Origin of the sequence: Dokdonella sp., from assembly GCF_019634845.1 — a bacterium.
Taxonomy (GTDB): domain Bacteria; phylum Pseudomonadota; class Gammaproteobacteria; order Xanthomonadales; family Rhodanobacteraceae; genus Dokdonella_A.
In genome coordinates this window covers 235,040-253,451 of the sequence record NZ_JAHCAQ010000003.1, presented here as the reverse complement: position 1 = coordinate 253,451, position 18,412 = coordinate 235,040, and the positions used below count along the sequence as shown (strand labels likewise).

Below are 18,412 nucleotides of genomic sequence, written 5' to 3'. Positions count from 1 at the left end.
GCAAACCTATTCACACACCTCATCGGGTCTTGCTACGTCCAAGTGCGACGTGCATCACTAAGCACCATAAGATCGCGGGTTGGCAGGCGAAAGAGATTGAAATATAACCAATCGCTCCACCTGACCGCTATTCCGCTACGCTCCATAGCGGCAGGTGAGCTCAAGCGTTAGGGATCAGGAGATTAGAGATGGGCATCTGGTCAGATATTCGCGACGCCCAAGTTGCCGGTCGGAAAGAGGATGAAGCGCTCTATGCCGAAGCCCTGCGCGAAATAGAGGCTGGGATCCGCCGCCACGGACTCTGGGCCAAAGCACTCGCCAATGCAGGAGGTAGCGAAGAGCGAGCAAGGGCCGAATACATCAAGCTTGTGGTAAAAGACTTGCGCGATCAGCGATACATTGCAGGACGCGTCCAAGAGGAACTCCAGGCACAAGAGAGAAGAATTGAACAGCAACGTCAACTCGAAGAAGCAGAGCAGCGGCGCGTGCTAGCTGAACAACAGCGACCAAAGCAGTCGCAAAATAAAGAACACGACTGGTATTCGGTGTGGGTTGTAATCGGAGCGATAGTGTTATGGGCGTGGTTGGCTAACAGGGGGCCTGAGAGGCAGTCTGTAACTCCTAGCCGCACGAATCAGAGCCAAGCTAGCAGCGCTGGGAGCAGAATGCGCGAGGTGAATGCGGTACAAACGCCGGTCGCAAAATCGCCCGCACCGACAATCGCTGCGCAGTCATCTGAGCGGAATGTTTCGCGCCATTCTCCGCCACGAGAACCGTGCGTAATCAAACCAGTGATGACCGACGAAGAAATAGGACGTTGCAGGAAGACCAATTGAGTCTGCCATGGCCGTATATGACCTGCCCCCCCCTTTCAAGGCCAGTCTGATTTACGCAGAGTCCGCCAACCCAGCGAGGCGGGCACGAGGAAGCCGCCTCCGCCGGCAGCGGCGGGGGGCGTTTCGACGGCAGTGGCAGGGCGGCACGCTGGCCGCCGCGGCGGTCAGCCGGCCTTTTTCTTCGCCAGCGCGAGCCAGGTATCGACGACGGTGTCCGGGTTGAGCGAGACCGACTCGATGCCCTGTTCCATCAGCCACTCGGCGAGATCGGGATGGTCGCTGGGTCCCTGGCCGCAGATGCCGACGTACTTGCCTTTGCGCCGCGCGGTGGCGATCGCCATCGACAGCAGCTTCTTGACCGCGGCATTGCGTTCGTCGAACAGGCTCGCCACGATCGAGGAGTCGCGATCGAGGCCGAGCGTGAGCTGGGTGAGGTCGTTGGAGCCGATCGAGAATCCGTCGAAGATGTCGAGGAACTCGTCGGCGAGCAGCGCATTCGACGGCACCTCGCACATCATGATGACCTTGAGGCCGTCCTTGCCCTGCTCGAGGCCATGGCGCTTGAGTACCTCGATGACCTTGCGGCCTTCCTCGAGCGTGCGCACGAACGGGATCATGACCCAGGCATTGGCCAGGCCCATCGTTTCGCGCACCTTCTTCATCGCGCGGCATTCGAGTGCGAAGGCATCTTCGAAGCTCGGGTCGACGTAGCGGCTGGCGCCACGGAAGCCGATCATCGGGTTTTCTTCATGCGGCTCGTAGCGCTTGCCGCCGATGAGGTTGGCGTATTCGTTGGATTTGAAGTCGGACAGGCGCACGATCACCGGCTGCGGCGCGAACGCGGCGGTGATGGTGGCGATGCCTTCGGCGAGGCGGTCGACGTAGAAGTCGACCGGGCTTGCGTAACCCGCGATGCGCTCGTCGATCTGGGCCTTGGTAGCGGCATCCTGCCGCTCGTATTCGAGCAGGGCCTTGGGGTGCACGGCGATGTGGCTGGCGATGATCATTTCGAGGCGGGCCAGCCCCACGCCAGCGTTGGGCAGCATCGCGAAGTCGAATGCGCGCTCGGGGTTGGCCACGTTCATCATGATCTTGAGCGGAGCCGGCGGCATCGCGCCGAGGTCGGCGGTCACGCGCTCGAACGCGAGCTGGCCCGCGTAGACGAAGCCGGTATCGCCCTCGGCGCAGGACACCGTGACGTCGGCACCATCGGGGATCGCGTCGAGGCCGTTGCCGGTACCGACGATCGCGGGCACGCCAAGCTCGCGGGCGATGATTGCGGCATGGCAGGTGCGCCCGCCACGGTTGGTGACGATCGCCGCGGCGCGCTTCATCACCGGTTCCCAGTCGGGATCGGTCATGTCGGCAACGAGCACGTCGCCGGGCTGCACGCGGTTCATGTCCTTGATCGAGCGGATCACGCGCGCCTTGCCAGCGCCGATCTTCTGGCCGATCGAGCGGCCTTGGGCGAGGACCTCGCCGCGCTCGCGGAGCTGGAAGCGTTCGATCTGGGTCGCGCGCGCGCGCGACTTCACGGTCTCGGGGCGTGCCTGCACGATGTAGAGCTTGCCGCTGAGCCCGTCCTTGGCCCACTCGATGTCCATCGGCCGGTCGTAGTGCTGCTCGATGACGAGCGCCTGCCGCGCCAGCTCATGCACGTCGGCGTCGCTGATGCAGAATCGCGCGCGGTCGGCGGCCGGCGTTTCCTCGATGCGCACGCGTTCACCGGCCACGGTCGAATACACCATGCGCTGCTGCTTGGCGCCGATCTGGCGGCGCAGGATGGCGGGTTTGCCGGCCTTGAGCGTGGGCTTGTAGACGTAGAACTCGTCGGGATTGACCGCGCCCTGCACGACCATCTCGCCCAGGCCGTAGCTGCCGGTCACGAACACGGCATCGCGGAAGCCCGATTCGGTGTCGAGCGTGAACAGCACGCCGGCCGCGCCGACATCCGAACGCACCATGAGCTGCACACCGGCCGACAGGAACACGTCCTCGTGCCTGAAACCATGATGCACGCGGTAGGCGATCGCGCGGTCGTTGTAGAGCGAGGCGAACACCTCCTTGACCTTGTGCAGCACGTCATCGATGCCGCACACGTTGAGGAAGGTCTCCTGCTGGCCCGCAAACGACGCATCGGGCAGGTCTTCGGCGGTGGCCGAGGAGCGCACCGCGACCGCCACGGCCTGCGTCCCGGCGCCGGCTTCGCGGCACAGCCGCGCGTAGGCCTCGCGGATCGCCTGGTCGAGTTCGGCCGGCAGCGCGGTATCGACGATCCAGCCGCGGATCTCGGCGCCGGCGGCGGTCAGCGCGTCGACGTGCTCGACGTCGAGCGTGGCCAGGCGCTGCTGGATGCGCGCGGCCAGGCCGCTGCGCTCCAGATACTGCTGAAACGCCTGCGCCGTGGTGGCGAAGCCGCCCGGCACCGAAACGCCGAGCTGGGTCAGGTTGCCGATCATTTCGCCGAGCGAGGCGTTCTTGCCGCCTACCTTGCCCAGATCGGACATGCGCAGGGAATCGAGCCAAAGGACGAGGTCGCTCAAGGGGGTACTCCGAAGTGGGCGGGACCGCTTTGCGGCAGCGCGCAATTTTCGGTCTTTGCGCCGGACGGGGCAAGCCGCGATGGCCGGCAGCGGGCGCGCTGCGGCGCAGCGCCTGGCCTTTCAACAGGCGATCTGGCTGCCGCAGTAGATGTCGTGCAGGGTCTGGATGATGCGCTCGGCGGGGCCGGCGGCCAGCGCGTAGTAGATCGTCTGCGCATCGCGCCGCGTATCGACGAGGCCTTCGTGGCGCAGCACGGCCAAGTGCTGTGACAGCGCCGATTGGCTCAGGTCGAGGCGCTCGTTGAGCTGGCCCACCGAGCGTTCGCCCTGTGCCAGCAGGCACAGGATCATGAGCCGGTTGTCGTTGCCGAGCGTGCGCAGCATGCGGCTGGCCGCGTCGGCATGCGCGCGCATCTGTTCGGGGTCGAGTTGGAAGGCGGTCCTGGGGCGGCTTGGCATGTCTGGATCCTGCGGGTCGGCAGGATAATATCAGTTGACACGCATATAAGCCACCGCTAATATACAATCATCAACAGCACGGCGGGAGGCGGCGATGTCGACGATCGTGGTGGTCGGTGCGGGACTGGGTGGCATGAGCGCGGCCTATGAGCTGCGCGAGACGCTGGGCAACGGCCACGCCATCGTGCTGGTGGGTGAGGGCGAGCGCTTCGCCTTCACGCCTTCCAATCCGTGGCTGGCGGTCGGCTGGCGCCAGGAAAAGGACACCACCTTGCCGGTCGCCGAGCACGTCGCGCGCAAGGGCATCCGCTACCTCGGCAGCGGCGTCGCCCGTATCGAAGCCGAGGCCAACCGCGTCGTCACCGGTGCGGGCGAGACGATCGACTACGACTATCTCGTGATCTGCACCGGCCCGCGGCTCGCATTCGAGGAAGTGCCCGGCGCCGGCCCCGACGGCGGGCATACCGAATCGGTCTGCACGGCGCCGCACGCGCTGCAGGCCTGGCAGCGCTATCAGCAGTTCCTGCAATCGCCGGGCCCGGTGGTGATCGGTGCGGTGCAGGGCGCCAGTTGCTTCGGGCCGGCCTACGAATTCGCGATGATCGTCGACGCCGACCTGCGCAAGCGCAAGCTGCGCGACAAGGTGCCGATGACCTTCGTCACCAGCGAACCCTACATCGGTCACATGGGACTCGGTGGCGTCGGTGATTCCAAGGGCCTCATGGAAGCCGAGATGCGCCAGCGCCACATCGGCTGGATCGCCAACGGCAAGGTGAGCCAGGTCGACGCCGGCCAGATGAGCGTGGTCGAACACGACGCCAAGGGGCAGCCGGTGCAGACGCACACGCTGCCGTTCAAGTTCGCGATGCTGCTGCCGGCGTTCAAGGGCGTGCCAGCGGTGGCGGCGGTCGAAGGCCTGTGCAATCCGCGCGGCTTCGTGCTCGTCGACAAGCACCAGCGCAGCCCGCAGTACCCGAAGATCTTCGCCGCCGGCGTCTGCGTGGCGATCCCGCCGGTCGAGGCCACGCCGGTTCCGACCGGTGCGCCCAAGACCGGCTTCATGATCGAGTCGATGGTGACCACGATCGTGCGCAACATCGAGGCCGAGCTCAAGGGCCAGCCGGCCGATTTCGAAGGCACCTGGAATGCGGTGTGCCTGGCCGACATGGGTGACACGGGCGCCGCCTTCGTGGCGCTGCCGCAGATCCCGCCGCGCAACGTGACCTGGACCCGGATCGGCAAGTGGGTGCACCTGGCCAAGGTCGGCTTCGAAAAATACTTCCTCTACAAGATGCGGCACGGCACCTCCGAGCCGATCTACGAGAAATACATCCTCAAGGCGCTCGGCATCGAGCGGCTCAAGGACGTCAGGCGCGCCAGCGCAGAGTGATGCGGCGGGCGCATTCGAGCAACGGCAACGTGGAGAATTGGCAATGAATCTTGATCGTGCGGTGATGGCATTTGCGGGTGTGATGATCCTCGTCAGCGTGGCCCTGGCCCATTTCGTCGCGCCGGGCTGGTTGCTGCTCACGGCCTTCATCGGCCTCAACCTGCTGCAGGCGAGTTTCACGGGCTTCTGTCCGGCTGCCATGCTGTTCAAGAAGCTCGGCGTGAGTGGGAGTGGCTGTGCATTCAAGTAAACACGCACTGGTGCTCGCGGCATTGCTGCTGGGCGCTTGCAGCGGCCGCCAGAGTGCGACCACGTCGCCGCCGCTGCCGCCACTGGCGACGTTCACGGTGGCGGCGCCGCAGGGCCTGCCGGGTCACGCCTGGGATGGCGTGGTCGAGGCCGTGCGCCGCGCCGATCTCAGTGCGCAGACGGCTGGACGCATCACCGCGGTGGAGGTCGACGTCAACGACCGCGTCGCGGCCGATGCGGTGCTGCTGCGCATCAGCGCGGTCGAGCAGGACGCCGGCGCCAACACCGCACGTGCGCAGTTGCGCGCGGCCGAGGCCGCGGCGGTCGAGGCCGAGCAGAACTACACCCGTCACGCGAAACTCGCCCAGACCCACTACGTCTCGCAGGCCCAGCTCGATCAGGCGCGGGCCGCGCGCGACACGGCGGTTGCGGCGCGCGGCGCGGCGCAGGCGCAATTGGCGCAGGCGCTGCAGCAGACGCGCTACACCGTGGTGCGGGCGCCGTTCGCGGGCGTCGTCGCACGGCGTGACGTCGAGCCGGGCGAAACGGTGGCGCCGGGCCAGCCGCTGCTGAGCGTGTACGCACCCGATGCGCTGCGCATCGAAGTGTCGGTGCCGCAGACGCGCGCGGAAGCGATCCGTCGCAATCCGGCCGCCAGCGTCGTGTTGCCCGACGGGCGCGTGGTGACGCCAGCGCAGGTCATCGTGTTTCCGGCTGCCGACGTGGCCAGCCACAGCGTCAACGTGCGCGTGGTGCTGCCGGCACTGGCGCCACCGCCGGCGCCGGGCACCACGGCGAAGATCGTGTTCGACACCGAGCTGGCCGACGATCCGACCACGCGCGTGGCGGCGGTACGCATCCCGCTCGGCGCGGTCGCGCAGCGCGGCGAACTCAGTGGCGTCTATGTTCGGCAAGGTGAGCGCCTGCTGCTGCGCCAGCTGCGCCTTGGCGCGCGCGAGGGCGACTCGATCGAGGTGATCAGTGGGCTGGCGCCGGGCGAGGTGGTGGCAAGCGATCCGGTGGCCGCCACCCAGGCGCTGGCCGCGCAACGTCAGGCCATGGGTGCGCGACATGACTGAGCCGGCGCGCAGCCCGCGGCTGGGACTGTCGGGCCGCCTCGCGGCCGCGTTCCAGAACAATCCGCTGACGCCGATCCTGGCCATCACCGGCCTGCTGCTGGGCCTGCTCGCGGTGGTCATCACGCCGCGCGAGGAAGAACCGCAGATCGACGTGACGATGGCCAACGTGATGGTGCCGTTCGATGGCGCCAGCGCGCGCGACGTCGAGCAGTTGGTGGCGACGCCGCTGGAGCAGAAGCTGGCCGAGATCGAGGGCATCAAGCACGTCTATTCGATCAGCCGCCCCGGCATGGCCGTGCTCACGGTCGAATACCAGGTCGGCGTGGCGCGCCAGCCGGCGCTGGTGCGCCTCTACAACCAGGTGTTTTCCAATCAGGACTGGATGCCACGCGGCATTGGCGTCGGCACGCCGGTGGTCAAGCCCAAGGGCATCGACGATGTGCCGGTGATGGCGTTGACGCTGTGGAGCGATGACGCGGCCACCGATGCGACGCGGTTGGCCGAGGTCGCGCACACGCTCGAAAGCGACCTCAAGCGCATCCCCGGCACGCGCGACATCTACACGATCGGCGCGCCGCAGCGCAGCGTGCTGGTGACGCTCGATCCGGCGCGACTGGCGGCATACCAGCTCGCGCCGGGCGATCTCGTGCAGGCGCTGCAGGCGGCCAATGTCGTGCATCAGGCCGGCGAGCGTGTCGCGCCGGCGGGGGCCGTGCCGGTGACGGCAGGACGCTTCCTCGCCTCGGCCGAGGACGTGGCCGCGCTCGTCATTGGCATGAATGGCGGTCGACCGCTGCTGCTGGCCGATGTGGCCACGGTCGAGGCGCGCGGCGATCTGGCCACGAGCTATGTCTGGCACGGCGCGCCGCCACAGCGCGCCGGGCCGCAGACCGGTCCCGCGCCGGCAGTGACGATCGCGATCGCCAAGAAGCCCGGCAGCAATGCCGCCGACATCACGCGCGCGGTCGAGCAGCGCGTGCAGCAGTTGCACGGTGAACTCATCCCGAGCGGCGTGCACGCCACGGTCACGCGCGACTACGGGCGCACCGCCACCGACAAGGCGCGCAAGCTGATCCAGAAGCTCATGTTCGCAACCGGCTCGGTGGTGCTGCTGGTGCTGTTCGCGCTGGGCTGGCGCGAGGCGATCGTGGTCGGCAGCGCCGTCGTGCTCACGCTCGCGGTCACGCTGTTCGCCTCGCACGCGATGGGCTTCACGCTCAACCGCGTGTCGCTGTTCGCGTTGATCTTCTCGATCGGCATCCTCGTCGACGATGCCGTGGTGGTGGTCGAGAACATCCATCGCCACATGCTGCTCGACGCGCGCGAGGGTCAGCGCCGCAGCCTGCTCGAACTCATCCCCGTCGCCGTCAACGAAGTCGGCGGGCCGACCATTCTGGCCACCCTCACGGTGATCGCGGCGTTGATGCCGATGGCTTTCGTGTCGGGCCTGATGGGGCCCTACATGCGGCCGATCCCGATCAATGCCTCGGCCGGCATGCTGCTGTCGCTCGTCATCGCGCTGGTGGTGACGCCGTGGTTGTCGTTCAAACTGCTGCGCCGCCACGGCGATGGTGCGCACGCGGCGCAGGCCGAGGCGACCGAGGCGGCGCAGCATGGCCGCCTGCATCGGCTGTTCGAGCGCGTGATGTCGCCGTTCCTGTACGGCGCGCGCGCCGCCCGCCACCGCCGGCTGCTGTTCGGAGCGATGGCGCTGCTGGTCGGGCTCAGCGCCTCGCTCGCGCTGGTCGAGCTGGTCGTGCTCAAGATGCTGCCGTTCGACAACAAGTCCGAGGTGCAGGTCGTCGTGCACCTGCGCGAGGGCAGCACGCTCGAGCAGACCAGCGCGCTGCTGGCGGAACTGGCCGCCGAGATCGACACGATTCCCGAAGTGCTCGATTACCAGGCTTATGCTGGCACGGCGGCGCCGATCAACTTCAATGGGCTGGTGCGCCAGTACTACCTGCGCAGCGCCGCCAACCTCGGCGATCTGCAGGTCAACCTCGTCGACAAGCACCTGCGCCGGCGCCAGAGCCACGACATCGCGCGCGCGATGCGACCGGCGCTGGCGGCGATCGGGGCACGCCACCAGGCGGTGGTGCAGGTGGTCGAGGTGCCGCCGGGGCCGCCCGTGCTGGCCCCGCTCGTGGCCGAGGTCTATGGCCCCGACTACGCCGGCCAGCGCCGCGTGGCGCGTGCGCTGGCCAGCGACGCCTTCGCGCACACGACCGGCATCGTCGACATCGATACCAGCGTGGCCGCCGATGCGCCGCGCGAGACGATCGCGCTCGACCGCGTGCGCGCGGCGCGGCTTGGCGTGGCGCAGGCCAGTGTCGTCGACGCGCTGGCGCTCGCGGTCGGTGGCTTCGACGCCAGCTACATCCACGACGAGGCCTCCAAGTATCCGCGGCCGATCCGCCTGCGGCTGTCGGCGCAGGACCAGTCGCTGCTGCCGACCCTGCTCGGCCTGCGTGTGCGCAGCGCGGGCGGCAGCCTGGTGCCGTTGTCGGAAGTCGTGGCGGTGCAGGGCGGCGCCTGGGACGACGCGATCCAGCACAAGGACGGGTTGCCGGTGGTGTACGTGATGGGCGACGAGGCCGGCAAGCTCGACAGCCCGCTGTACGGCATGTTCGCGATGGTCGGCACGCTGCGCGAGCGCGCGATGGGCGGGCAGAGGCTCGACCAGACCTTCATCGCGCAACCTGCCGATACCAGCCACTATGCGGTCAAGTGGGACGGCGAGTGGCAGATCACCTACGAGACATTCCGCGACATGGGCATTGCCTACGGCGCCGGCATGATCCTGATCTACCTGCTCGTGGTGGCGCAGTTCCGCAGCTACCTGGTGCCGCTCGTGATCATGGCGCCGATCCCGCTCACCGTGATCGGCGTGATGCCGGGCCATGCGTTGCTGCACGCGCAGTTCACGGCCACGAGCATGATCGGCATGATCGCGCTGGCCGGCATCATCGTGCGCAATTCGATCCTGCTGGTGGACTTCATCAACCACGAGACGGCACGCGGCGTGGCGTTGGCGGCGGCCGTGATCGACGCCTGCGCCGTGCGCGCCAAGCCGATCGTGCTGACCGGAGTGGCGGCCATGCTCGGTGCGCTGTTCATCCTCGATGATCCGATCTTCAATGGATTGGCGATTTCGCTCATCTTCGGCATCCTCGTCAGCACGTTGCTGACGCTGGTGGTGATCCCGCTGCTCTACTATGGCCTCAGGCGCCGCGACCCGGCACTGCAGGCGACGGAGGTGTCGACATGAAGACGCGCTGGCTGTTGCTCATGGCCCTGCTGCCCGGCATCTCGGCGGGGCAGGCGGCCGATGCCGCCACCGCGGCGGCCGCAACCACGCCGCGGCAACGCGCGCAGGCGGCCGCGCTCGACCTGAGCCGGTCGCTCAAGGCTGCGCTGGCCGCACAACTCGAGCGTGGTGGTACGGTCGGTGCGATCACGTTCTGTCACGACGAGGCGCCGCGCATCGCGGCGCGCGTGGCTGCCGAACATCGGCTGCGCATCGGTCGCGTGCCGGTGGCCGGACGCCAGCGCAGCCCAGCCAATACGGCCGAGCCCTGGCAGGCGCAGGGGCTGGCCGTGTTCGAGCAGCGCGTGGCGGCGGGCACGCCGGTCGCCGACCTCGTGCAGGTGCAGGACGCTGATCTGCCGGCGGGCGTCGACCTGCGCCTGCTGCGCGGCATTCCGGTCGAGCCGATGTGCCTGGCCTGTCATGGCAAGGCGCTCGCTGACGACACCCGCGCCGCGCTGCAGCGGCTCTATCCGGGCGACGGCGCGACCGGTTTTTCCGCCGGCGATCTGCGCGGTGCGCTGTGGGTCGAAGTACCGACCGGCCGCTGACTGCCGAAGTCGCACCAATCGCCGCGGCCGCTGCCGCGGCGGCGTGTCGCGTCCGCTGCAGGCCGTCTTGCAAAGCCGCAGGTCGGCGCAATTTTTCCAAGATCCGAACGGAGTCACGACGATGGCCGACAACGACGAGATCCAGCTGGTGCTCGAACAGGAGGGTCCCTACGCATTCAAGGTGAGTTTCGGCCAAAGCGGACTCGCCAGCCTGCATACCGACGAGCCGGCGCCGCTCGGCGGCGGCAGCGGTCCCAATCCGTCGGCGCTGCTGCTGACCGGCGTGGCCAACTGTCTTGCGGCGAGCCTCGTGTTCGCGTTGCGCAAGTTCCACAACGAGCCCGCTCCGATCCGCGCGCAGATCAGCGCGCGCAAGGAGCGCAACGCGCAAGGGCGCTGGCGCATTGCGCGCGCGCAGGTCACGCTGACCTTGGCCGACAAGGCGGCGCAGCTCGAGCATTTCGAGCGGGTGCTGGCGCAGTTCGAGCAGTTCTGCATCGTCACCCAGAGCGTGCGTGAGGGCATCGCCGTCGACGTGCGCGTGGTCGATGGCGACGGCGTGGCCCATGTTCCCGGGGCGGCGGCGTGAGGATCGCGCGATGAACCCGACGCAATCGCTGCTGGTCGCCTGTCCGCATTGCCACGCGCTCAACCGCGTGCCGGTGGCGCGACTGGGCGAGGCACCGGCGTGTGGCAAGTGCGGCCAGACGCTGTTCGCCGCCCATCCGGTTGCACTCGACGCAGCCGGCTTCCACGCCCATGTCGAACGCGCCGAGCTGCCCGTGCTGGTCGACTTCTGGGCGCCTTGGTGCGGGCCCTGCCGCACGATGGCGCCGCAATTCGAACAGGCTGCGGCGCTGCTCGAGCCGCAGTTGCGGCTGGCCAAGGTCGATACCGATGCGCAGCCCGCGCTGGGCGCGCGCTTCGCGATCCGCAGCATTCCCACCCTGATCCTGTTCCAGCACGGTCGCGAGCTGGCGCGCCAGGCCGGCGCGATGGCGGCGGGCGACATCGCGCGCTGGGTGCGGCAACGAATTCCACACTGAGGGCACACCATGAGTACCGAGTCCTATCCCGCGATGCTGCAATCGCTCAACGCCGACCTCGATCGGCTGCGCACCGATGCCGCCGATCCGATGCGCGCGTTCTCGGCGCTGGCCAGCGCGGCGCTCAAGCCAGGTTCGCTCGACGTACGCACCAAGGAGCTGATCGCCACCGCGATCGCCGTGGCGATCCGCTGCGACGGCTGCATCGGCTTCCACGTCAAGGCTGCGATCAAGGCCGGCGCCAGCCGCGAGGATATCCTCGAGACGCTGTCGATGGCGGTGTACATGGGCGCCGGTCCGTCGGTGCTGTACGCGGCGCAGGCACTGCGGGCCTTCGACGAGCTCGGCGCGGCGGCCGGAGCGACGCCATGAGCAGGCGGCTCGCCAATATCGCGCTGTGCGCGGCGTTGCTCGCGCTCGCCGGCTGCGCCCATGCGCCGGCCAGCACCACCCGCAGTGAGCTGAAGTTGCAGCAGCCGTTGCCGGGTTTGTTCACGGCCGGCCAACCGGCGCCAACGGACTGGGCGGCGATCCGCGCGCGCGGTGTGCGCACCGTGATCAACCTGCGCCCGGCGCAGGAGCTTGCAGGACGTGACGAGGCCGCCGAGGTGCGTGCGGCCGGCATGGAGTATCTCGAGATCCCGGTGGCCGGCGCCGACGGCGTCACCGTCGCCAACGCGCAGCGCCTGCACGACGCCTTGCAGCCGCGGCACGCCGGCGTGCTCGTGCATTGTGCGAGCGGCAATCGCGTCGGTGGCCTGCTCGCGCTCGAGCAGGCCGACTTCGACGGCATGGCGCCGCAGGCGGCGCTCGATCTGGGTCGCGCCGCCGGCATGACGGGCACCGAACCCCGCGTGCGCCAGATGCTCGGCATCGCCCACTAGGAGGGCATATGGCTGCGCCGCGGATCACGGTCGTCGGAGCCGGCTTTGCCGGCCTCACCGCGCTGCGCACGTTGCGGCGCGGCGCCCCTGCAGCCGAGCTCACGCTGGTGGCGCCGGTCGCCGAGTTGCATTACCTGCCGGGCACGATCTGGCTGCCGTCGGGCCGTCGCCGCCGCGAGGATCTCGTGGTGCCGCTCGGCAATTTCCTGCGCCGCCAGCGCATTCGCTTCCACGCCGCCCGCGCGAGCGGATTGTCCGACGACGGACGCACCCTGCTGACCGATGCGGGCGAGGTCGCCAATGACGGTCTCGTCATCGCCAGCGGCGCACGCTTCATCCGCAAGCTGCCCGGCATCGAGCACGCCATCGTGCCGTGCGAGGGCGTGGCGGCAGGCGAGGCGATCCGTGATCGGCTGGCCGCGCTGGCGGGCGGCACGCTGTGCTTCGGGTTCGCCTCCAACCCGCAGGAACCGATCGCGATGCGCGGCGGGCCAATTTTCGAGTTCGTGTTCGGCATCGACACGCTGCTGCGCCGGCAGGGTCGGCGCGACCGCTTCCGCCTCGTGTTCTTCAGTCCATCGCCGACGCCGGGCCAGCGCCTCGGTGAGCGCGCGGTTGGCCTCATCCTCGCCGAGATGGCCAAGCGCGGCATCGACACCGTGCTCGGCGAGAAACCCAAGGCCTTCGAAGCCGCTGCGGTGCAGCTCGAGCACACGCGCATCGGCAGTGACCTGACGCTGTTCATGCCGGGCCTGACCGGGCCGGCATGGCTCGACGCGACGCGCCTGCCACGCTCGCCCGGCGGGCTCGTGCAGGGCGATGCCCAGTGTCGCGTGGCCGGCTTCGCGTGCACCTATGCGGCAGGCGACGGGGCCAGCCTGCCGGGGCCGGAGTGGATGCCCAAGCAGGCACACCAGGCCGATCTGCAGGCCGCCGTGGCCGCGCGCAATCTGCTGCGCGAACTGGCTGGCGAGACTCCGCGCGAGAACTTCCGCGCCGAACTGAGCTGCATCATCGACAGCCTCGACCGCGGCATGCTGGTGACGCGCCACGAGGGCGGCGGACGCACGCTCGAACCGATGCGGATCATGCACTGGGCCAAGGCGGCGTTCGAGAAGATCTACCTGCGCCGCTATCGTTGAGGACGCGGCTTGCGGCATGCTTGGGCGTCCTGCCTTGCGAGCATCCCATGCACCGCATCATCTTCTACGTTTCCGACGGCACCGGCATCACCGCCGAAACGATCGGCCACAGCGTGCTCACGCAGTTCGATTCGGTCCAGTTCGACACCTTCCGCCTGCCGTTCGTCGACAGCGAGGACAAGGCGCAGGCCGCCGCGCTGCGCATCAAGACTGCCTACGCCCAGACCGGCGCGCGGCCGATCGTCGTCAACACGATCATGGATCAGCGTCTCAGCGACGTGGTGGCTGAGAGTGGCGCGCTCATGCTCGACGTGTTCGCGCCATTCATCGCCCCGCTCGAGGCCGAGCTTGGCGCGCAGCGTTCGGCGCGCGTGGGCAAGGCGCATGGGCTGACCGATTTCACCGAGTACGAGGCACGCATCAACGCCACCAACTACGCGTTGACCCACGACGATGGCATCGACGTCAACTACCACGACGCCGACGTGATTCTGGTCGGCGTGTCGCGCGTGGGCAAGACGCCGACCTGCCTGTACATGGCGCTGCATTACGGGGTGAAGGCCGCCAACTATCCGCTGACCGACGAGGACCTCGAGCGACTGGAAATCCCCAGCCGCCTGCTGCCGTACCGGCCGCGCCTGTATGGCCTCACCATCGAGGCCGGTCGCCTCGCGCAGGTGCGCGAGGCGCGGCGTCCGGGCAGCCGCTACGCGAAGATCGAGCAGTGCCGCCGCGAGCTCGAACTGGCCGACAAGCTGTTCCGCCGCGAGAACATCCCGGTGCAGAACACCACGCACACCTCGATCGAGGAAATCGCCAGCAAGATCCTGTCCCAGCTCGGCATCGAGCGCCACATGTTCTGATGCGGCTGGGCCGCCGCGTCAGCGCCTGCGTCCGCCGCGCAGCGGCATGAAGCGGGGGTTGCTCAGCAGCAGTGCCGATACCAGCGCCACTGCCGCGCCGGTTGGGAAGCTCTCCATGAACGAGAACGCCAGGCGATGCGATGGGGCGGCGTAGTCGGTCCTGAATTGCTGCAGGTGCGCGTTCAGTTGGTCGAGCGCGGCGCCGCTCACGCCCTGGTCCTGGGCCTGGCCCAGCACCTGGGCGGCATGGTCGGCGGCATAGTCGATACCGCTCCAGGCGAGGGTGAGCTCCCAGCACAGCGCATACACCACCGCGGCGACTGCGGCGACCGCGAGACCGATCGCCAGGCCCGGTACCACGCCGACCTTGCCGCGGCTGTCGTCGCTGCGATAGCGACGGATCGCGACGAAGATCGGCAGTGCCGCCAGCAGCATCACGACGTAAGCCAACGGTTCGCCGAAGTGGGTCGACGGATGGCTGCGCGAGGTCGCGGCCAGCGCGAACATGAGGACGCCGGCGATGAGGCCACTCATCCCGCCGTAGTTGAACACCTTGCCGAACATCGTAGCCTCCGGGGGCGTGCCGCTGCCGGTCAGGGGGCCGGCGTGGCGTCCTTTCTACCGCATTGCGCAGGTTGCGTCAGCGGACGCGCTCCGGATGGCGTGGCGAACGTCGGCGCGAGGCGTCGCGCCGCGCGGGCGCGGCACCGCGCCGGGTCGGGCGCGGGCGGCGCAATGCGGCGCCGCGCACACTCGTTCAGGCCACCTGGCGCGCCGGGTCCTGCGCGGGCGCGCTGCTGCGGATGAGGTGGTCGAAGGCGCTCAGTGCGGCCTTGGAACCCTCGCCCATCGCGATCACGATCTGCTTGTAGGGCACCGTGGTGCAGTCGCCGGCCGCGAACACGCCCGGCAGCGAGGTTTCGCCACGCGCATCGGTCTCGATCTCGCCGCGTCCGCTCAGCGCGAGCGTGCCCTTGAGCCACTCGGTATTGGGCAGCAGGCCGATCTGTACGAAGATGCCTTCGAGTTCCACGCGGTGGCTGTCGCCGCTGGCGCGCTCCTTGTAGCTCAGGCCGGTCACGCGCTGACCGTCGCCGAGCACTTCGGTGGTCTGCGCCGACACGATGACGCGCACATTGGGCAGGCTGCGCAGCTTGCGCTGCAGCACCTCGTCGGCACGCAGCTTGGCATCGAACTCGAGCAGGGTGACGTGCGCGACGATGCCGGCCAGGTCGATCGCGGCCTCGACGCCCGAGTTGCCGCCGCCGATCACGGCCACGCGCTTGCCCTTGAACAACGGGCCGTCACAGTGCGGGCAATAGGCCACGCCCTTGTTGCGATAGTCGTTCTCGCCGGGCACGTTCATCTGGCGCCAGCGTGCACCGGTGGCAAGGACCACGCTGCGCGCCTTGAGCGCAGCGCCGCCTTCGAGTTGCAGTTCGAAGCCATCGCTGCCGGCGACGAGTGATTTGGCCCGCTGCAGGTTCATCACGTCGACCTCGTACTCGCGCACGTGTTGCTCGAGTGCGGCGGCCAGGCGCGGGCCTTCGGTGTGCGGCACCGAGATGAAGTTCTCGATCGCCAGCGTGTCGAGTACCTGGCCACCGAAACGCTCGGCCACCACGCCGGTGCGGATGCCCTTGCGCGCGGCATAGATCGCCGCCGCGGCGCCGGCCGGCCCGCCACCGACCACGAGCACATCGAACGGTTCCTTGGCCTTGATCGCCTCGGCGGCGCGCGCGGTCGAGCCGGTATCGAGTTTGGCGAGGATCTCGGCCAGGCCCATGCGGCCATTGCCGAAGGGCTCGCCTTCGAGATAGATCGCGGGCACCGCCATGATGCCGAGGCGCTCGACCTCGGCCTGGAATGCGGCGCCGTCGATCGCGACATGCTCGATGCGCGGATTGAGCGTCGCCATCAGGTTGAGTGCCTGCACCACATCGGGACAGCTTTGGCAGGACTGCGAGAAATACGTCGTGAAGCGGTATCGGCCGGGCAGGGCGCGCACCTGCTCGAGCAGCTCGGGCGCCTCGCGCGAGGGATGTCCGCCGACCTGCAGCAACGCGAGCACCAGCGAAGTGAACTCATGGCCGAGCGGCAGGCCGGCGAAGCGCAGGTGCACACTGCCATCGGGGCGCGCGATCGCGAACGACGGGCGTGGCACGCCGGGTTCGTCGCGTTCGCTCACGCTGACTTGCGCCGACTGCTCGGCGATGTCGGTCAGCAATTGGCGCATTTCCTGCGCGGCGGCGCTGTCGTCGAGCGTGGCGATGAGCTGGATCGGTTGCGTCACGCGTTCGAGATAGCCCTTGAGCTGGGTCTTGAGGGTGGCGTCCAACATGGTCTGCATCTCCACTGCGGGGCGGAATCGGGTGGCCGTGGCAGTGAACCCCGCGCGGCGCGGGGTTCACTGCGCTGGCCGGTGCGGGCTCAGATCTTGCCGACGAGGTCGATCGAGGGCGCGATCGTCTTGTTGCCTTCCTTCCACTTGGCCGGGCAGACCTCACCAGGATGGGCGGCAACGTACTGCGCGGCCTTGAGCTTGCGCAGCGTCTCGGTCACGTCGCGGGCGATCGCGTTGTCATGGATCTCGAGCGTCTTGATGACGCCCTCGGGATTGACGATGAACGTGCCGCGCAGGGCCAGGCCCGCTTCGTCGATGTGCACGTCGAAGGCGCGCGTGAGCTGGTGGGTCGGGTCGCCGACCAGCGGGAACTTGGCCTTGCCGACCGCCTGCGAGGTTTCGTGCCAGACCTTGTGCGAGAAGTGGGTGTCGGTGGTGACCACGTACACTTCGGCATTGGCTTTCTGGAACTCGGCGTAATGTTCGGCGGCGTCCTCGACTTCGGTCGGGCAATTGAACGTGAACGCGGCCGGCATGAAGATGATGACCGCCCACTTGCCCTTGAGCGTCTGCTCCGTGACCTCGACGAACTTGCCGTTGTGGAAGGCCTGTGCCTTGAACGGCTTGATGGTGGTGTTGATGAGCGACATCGGTGTCTCCTTGCGGGTGGGTGGAAAACTGACTGGCGCATGGTAGGGGAGTGCCAAGGTTTTGTGAAATTGATTGATATGAACAAGACAATAGACAATGACTATTGATGATGGAGCCCGCCTGCGCGCCGCCTGCGCCCGCCGCGCGGCCGTGCAGGCGCACATCCGGGGGTTTTTTGCCGCGCGTGGCGTGCTCGAGGTGGAGACGCCGGTGCTGTCGGTGGCTGCCAATCCGGAGCCGAACATCGAGCCTTTCGTGACCGCGTTCGGCGGACACGTGGCCCATGGGCCGCGCGCGCGCTGGCTGCGGCCCTCGCCCGAGTTCGCGCTCAAGCGTCTGCTCGCGGCCGGCGTCGGCGACTGCTACGAACTGGGGCGCGTGTTCCGCAATGGTGAAGCGGGGCGGCGCCACAACCCCGAGTTCACGATGCTCGAGTGGTACCGCGTCGGCTGGGACTACCAGCGTCTCGCCCAGGAAACGATCGAGCTCGTGCGCGAGCTGGCGCGGGCCGGTGGCCGCGAGGTCGAGGTCGTGACCTGCACCTACCGCGAGCTGTTCGAGCGCGAGCTCGGCCTCGATCCGCTGCTGGCGCCGGTCGAACGCCTGCGCGAGGCGCTTGGCGCGGTGCGCGTCGACCCAACCGGGCTCGAGCGCGACGATTGGCTCGACCTGCTCATGAGCCACCGGCTGCAGCCGCGCTTCGCGCCCGAGCGCATCACGCTGGTGCGCGACTTTCCGGCCACCCAAGCGGCATTGGCGCGCATCCGCGATGATGCGGTGCCGGTCGCCGAGCGCTTCGAGCTGTACCTGGGCGGCGAGGAACTGGCCAACGGCTACCAGGAGCTGACCGCTGCCGGCGAGCAGCGCGCGCGCTTCGTGCGCGACAACGCGCGACGTCGCGCGCGTGGCCAGAGCGAGGTCCCGCTCGACGAGGCCTTGCTCGCCGCGCTGCCGCAGTTGCCACCCTGCGCCGGCGTGGCGCTCGGGGTCGAGCGCCTGCTGATGTGGCTGGCCGGCAGCGATGACATCGCCGACGTACTGACCTTTGCATTCGCGCGCGCCTGATGC

At 68.3% G+C, this 18,412-nt stretch carries 18 protein-coding genes; 13 read left to right on the top strand and 5 right to left on the bottom strand.

What is annotated here, in order from left to right:
* Window positions 1–188 precede the first annotated feature (188 nt).
* On the top strand, window positions 189–836 hold the full coding sequence (locus tag KF903_RS03750) for a hypothetical protein (protein WP_291211152.1): 648 nt from the start codon (window positions 189–191) through the stop codon (window positions 834–836).
* Window positions 837–1,000: 164 nt separating this feature from the next.
* Here KF903_RS03750 and ppsA read toward each other — a convergent pair whose 3' ends face one another.
* Window positions 1,001–3,379 (bottom strand): phosphoenolpyruvate synthase, encoded by a 2,379-nt coding sequence (gene ppsA, locus KF903_RS03745; protein ID WP_291211149.1) that lies wholly within the window; start codon window positions 3,377–3,379, stop codon window positions 1,001–1,003.
* A 120-nt stretch (window positions 3,380–3,499) separates the two neighbouring features.
* Window positions 3,500–3,838 (bottom strand): metalloregulator ArsR/SmtB family transcription factor, encoded by a 339-nt coding sequence (locus KF903_RS03740; protein WP_291211146.1) that lies wholly within the window; start codon window positions 3,836–3,838, stop codon window positions 3,500–3,502.
* Between the two features lie 94 nt (window positions 3,839–3,932).
* Between KF903_RS03740 and KF903_RS03735 the strand changes: the two genes are divergently transcribed.
* From KF903_RS03735 to KF903_RS03685, 11 genes are all read left to right on the top strand, one after another.
* Window positions 3,933–5,228: an FAD/NAD(P)-binding oxidoreductase gene (locus KF903_RS03735; RefSeq protein ID WP_291211143.1), complete on the top strand. Its 1,296-nt coding sequence runs from the start codon at window positions 3,933–3,935 to the stop codon at window positions 5,226–5,228.
* 43 nt (window positions 5,229–5,271) lie between these two features.
* A complete protein-coding gene (locus KF903_RS03730) occupies window positions 5,272–5,478 on the top strand; it encodes a DUF2892 domain-containing protein (protein WP_291211140.1) in 207 nt (68 codons plus the stop codon).
* Window positions 5,465–6,556, top strand: a complete 1,092-nt coding sequence (locus KF903_RS03725; protein WP_291211138.1) for an efflux RND transporter periplasmic adaptor subunit — start codon at window positions 5,465–5,467, stop codon at window positions 6,554–6,556. The genes KF903_RS03730 and KF903_RS03725 overlap by 14 nt, the downstream gene beginning before the upstream one ends.
* Window positions 6,549–9,824: an efflux RND transporter permease subunit gene (locus KF903_RS03720; protein ID WP_291211136.1), complete on the top strand. Its 3,276-nt coding sequence runs from the start codon at window positions 6,549–6,551 to the stop codon at window positions 9,822–9,824. Before KF903_RS03725 ends, KF903_RS03720 begins: the two co-directional genes overlap by 8 nt.
* A complete protein-coding gene (locus KF903_RS03715; RefSeq protein WP_291211134.1) occupies window positions 9,821–10,414 on the top strand; it encodes a DUF3365 domain-containing protein in 594 nt (197 codons plus the stop codon). Before KF903_RS03720 ends, KF903_RS03715 begins: the two co-directional genes overlap by 4 nt.
* A gap of 121 nt (window positions 10,415–10,535) precedes the next feature.
* The gene (locus tag KF903_RS03710) at window positions 10,536–11,003 is read left to right on the top strand and encodes an OsmC family protein (RefSeq protein WP_291211131.1); all 468 of its coding nucleotides are present in this window, start codon (window positions 10,536–10,538) and stop codon (window positions 11,001–11,003) included.
* A gap of 10 nt (window positions 11,004–11,013) precedes the next feature.
* The gene (gene trxC, locus KF903_RS03705) at window positions 11,014–11,460 is read left to right on the top strand and encodes a thioredoxin TrxC (protein ID WP_291211129.1); all 447 of its coding nucleotides are present in this window, start codon (window positions 11,014–11,016) and stop codon (window positions 11,458–11,460) included.
* Window positions 11,461–11,469: 9 nt separating this feature from the next.
* Window positions 11,470–11,832 (top strand): carboxymuconolactone decarboxylase family protein, encoded by a 363-nt coding sequence (locus KF903_RS03700; RefSeq protein ID WP_291211126.1) that lies wholly within the window; start codon window positions 11,470–11,472, stop codon window positions 11,830–11,832.
* On the top strand, window positions 11,829–12,344 hold the full coding sequence (locus tag KF903_RS03695) for a sulfur transferase domain-containing protein (RefSeq protein ID WP_291211123.1): 516 nt from the start codon (window positions 11,829–11,831) through the stop codon (window positions 12,342–12,344). The genes KF903_RS03700 and KF903_RS03695 overlap by 4 nt, the downstream gene beginning before the upstream one ends.
* Before the next feature lie 8 nt (window positions 12,345–12,352).
* On the top strand, window positions 12,353–13,486 hold the full coding sequence (locus KF903_RS03690; protein WP_291211120.1) for an FAD-dependent oxidoreductase: 1,134 nt from the start codon (window positions 12,353–12,355) through the stop codon (window positions 13,484–13,486).
* A gap of 47 nt (window positions 13,487–13,533) precedes the next feature.
* Window positions 13,534–14,349 (top strand): pyruvate, water dikinase regulatory protein, encoded by an 816-nt coding sequence (locus KF903_RS03685; protein WP_291211118.1) that lies wholly within the window; start codon window positions 13,534–13,536, stop codon window positions 14,347–14,349.
* Between the two features lie 18 nt (window positions 14,350–14,367).
* Here the strand turns inward: KF903_RS03685 and KF903_RS03680 are convergent, their stop codons facing one another.
* The 3 genes from KF903_RS03680 to ahpC all read right to left on the bottom strand — a co-directional run bounded on the left by KF903_RS03680 (window position 14,368) and on the right by ahpC (window position 17,343).
* Window positions 14,368–14,913: a DUF4199 domain-containing protein gene (locus tag KF903_RS03680; protein ID WP_291211116.1), complete on the bottom strand. Its 546-nt coding sequence runs from the start codon at window positions 14,911–14,913 to the stop codon at window positions 14,368–14,370.
* A gap of 193 nt (window positions 14,914–15,106) precedes the next feature.
* Entirely contained in the window at window positions 15,107–16,690 is a 1,584-nt protein-coding gene (gene ahpF, locus KF903_RS03675; RefSeq protein WP_291211114.1) for an alkyl hydroperoxide reductase subunit F, read from the bottom strand.
* An 89-nt stretch (window positions 16,691–16,779) separates the two neighbouring features.
* The gene (gene ahpC, locus KF903_RS03670; protein ID WP_291211111.1) at window positions 16,780–17,343 is read right to left on the bottom strand and encodes an alkyl hydroperoxide reductase subunit C; all 564 of its coding nucleotides are present in this window, start codon (window positions 17,341–17,343) and stop codon (window positions 16,780–16,782) included.
* 97 nt (window positions 17,344–17,440) lie between these two features.
* Between ahpC and epmA the strand changes: the two genes are divergently transcribed.
* Window positions 17,441–18,409 (top strand): EF-P lysine aminoacylase EpmA, encoded by a 969-nt coding sequence (gene epmA, locus KF903_RS03665; RefSeq protein WP_291211108.1) that lies wholly within the window; start codon window positions 17,441–17,443, stop codon window positions 18,407–18,409.
* The last annotated feature ends 3 nt before the right edge of the window (window positions 18,410–18,412 follow it).

What these genes read in the sequence shown, in the direction of transcription:
- ahpC (WP_291211111.1), bottom strand. Translation starts at nt 17,343, where the DNA reads ATGTCGCTCATCAACACCACCATCAAGCCGTTCAAGGCACAGGCCTTC.
- KF903_RS03730 (WP_291211140.1), top strand. Translation starts at nt 5,272, where the DNA reads ATGAATCTTGATCGTGCGGTGATGGCATTTGCGGGTGTGATGATCCTC.
- KF903_RS03700 (WP_291211126.1), top strand. Translation starts at nt 11,470, where the DNA reads ATGAGTACCGAGTCCTATCCCGCGATGCTGCAATCGCTCAACGCCGAC.
- KF903_RS03680 (WP_291211116.1), bottom strand. Translation starts at nt 14,913, where the DNA reads ATGTTCGGCAAGGTGTTCAACTACGGCGGGATGAGTGGCCTCATCGCC.
- KF903_RS03710 (WP_291211131.1), top strand. Translation starts at nt 10,536, where the DNA reads ATGGCCGACAACGACGAGATCCAGCTGGTGCTCGAACAGGAGGGTCCC.
- KF903_RS03750 (WP_291211152.1), top strand. Translation starts at nt 189, where the DNA reads ATGGGCATCTGGTCAGATATTCGCGACGCCCAAGTTGCCGGTCGGAAA.
- trxC (WP_291211129.1), top strand. Translation starts at nt 11,014, where the DNA reads ATGAACCCGACGCAATCGCTGCTGGTCGCCTGTCCGCATTGCCACGCG.
- KF903_RS03690 (WP_291211120.1), top strand. Translation starts at nt 12,353, where the DNA reads ATGGCTGCGCCGCGGATCACGGTCGTCGGAGCCGGCTTTGCCGGCCTC.
- KF903_RS03695 (WP_291211123.1), top strand. Translation starts at nt 11,829, where the DNA reads ATGAGCAGGCGGCTCGCCAATATCGCGCTGTGCGCGGCGTTGCTCGCG.
- KF903_RS03720 (WP_291211136.1), top strand. Translation starts at nt 6,549, where the DNA reads ATGACTGAGCCGGCGCGCAGCCCGCGGCTGGGACTGTCGGGCCGCCTC.
- KF903_RS03735 (WP_291211143.1), top strand. Translation starts at nt 3,933, where the DNA reads ATGTCGACGATCGTGGTGGTCGGTGCGGGACTGGGTGGCATGAGCGCG.
- ahpF (WP_291211114.1), bottom strand. Translation starts at nt 16,690, where the DNA reads ATGTTGGACGCCACCCTCAAGACCCAGCTCAAGGGCTATCTCGAACGC.
- KF903_RS03715 (WP_291211134.1), top strand. Translation starts at nt 9,821, where the DNA reads ATGAAGACGCGCTGGCTGTTGCTCATGGCCCTGCTGCCCGGCATCTCG.
- KF903_RS03685 (WP_291211118.1), top strand. Translation starts at nt 13,534, where the DNA reads ATGCACCGCATCATCTTCTACGTTTCCGACGGCACCGGCATCACCGCC.
- KF903_RS03740 (WP_291211146.1), bottom strand. Translation starts at nt 3,838, where the DNA reads ATGCCAAGCCGCCCCAGGACCGCCTTCCAACTCGACCCCGAACAGATG.
- epmA (WP_291211108.1), top strand. Translation starts at nt 17,441, where the DNA reads ATGACTATTGATGATGGAGCCCGCCTGCGCGCCGCCTGCGCCCGCCGC.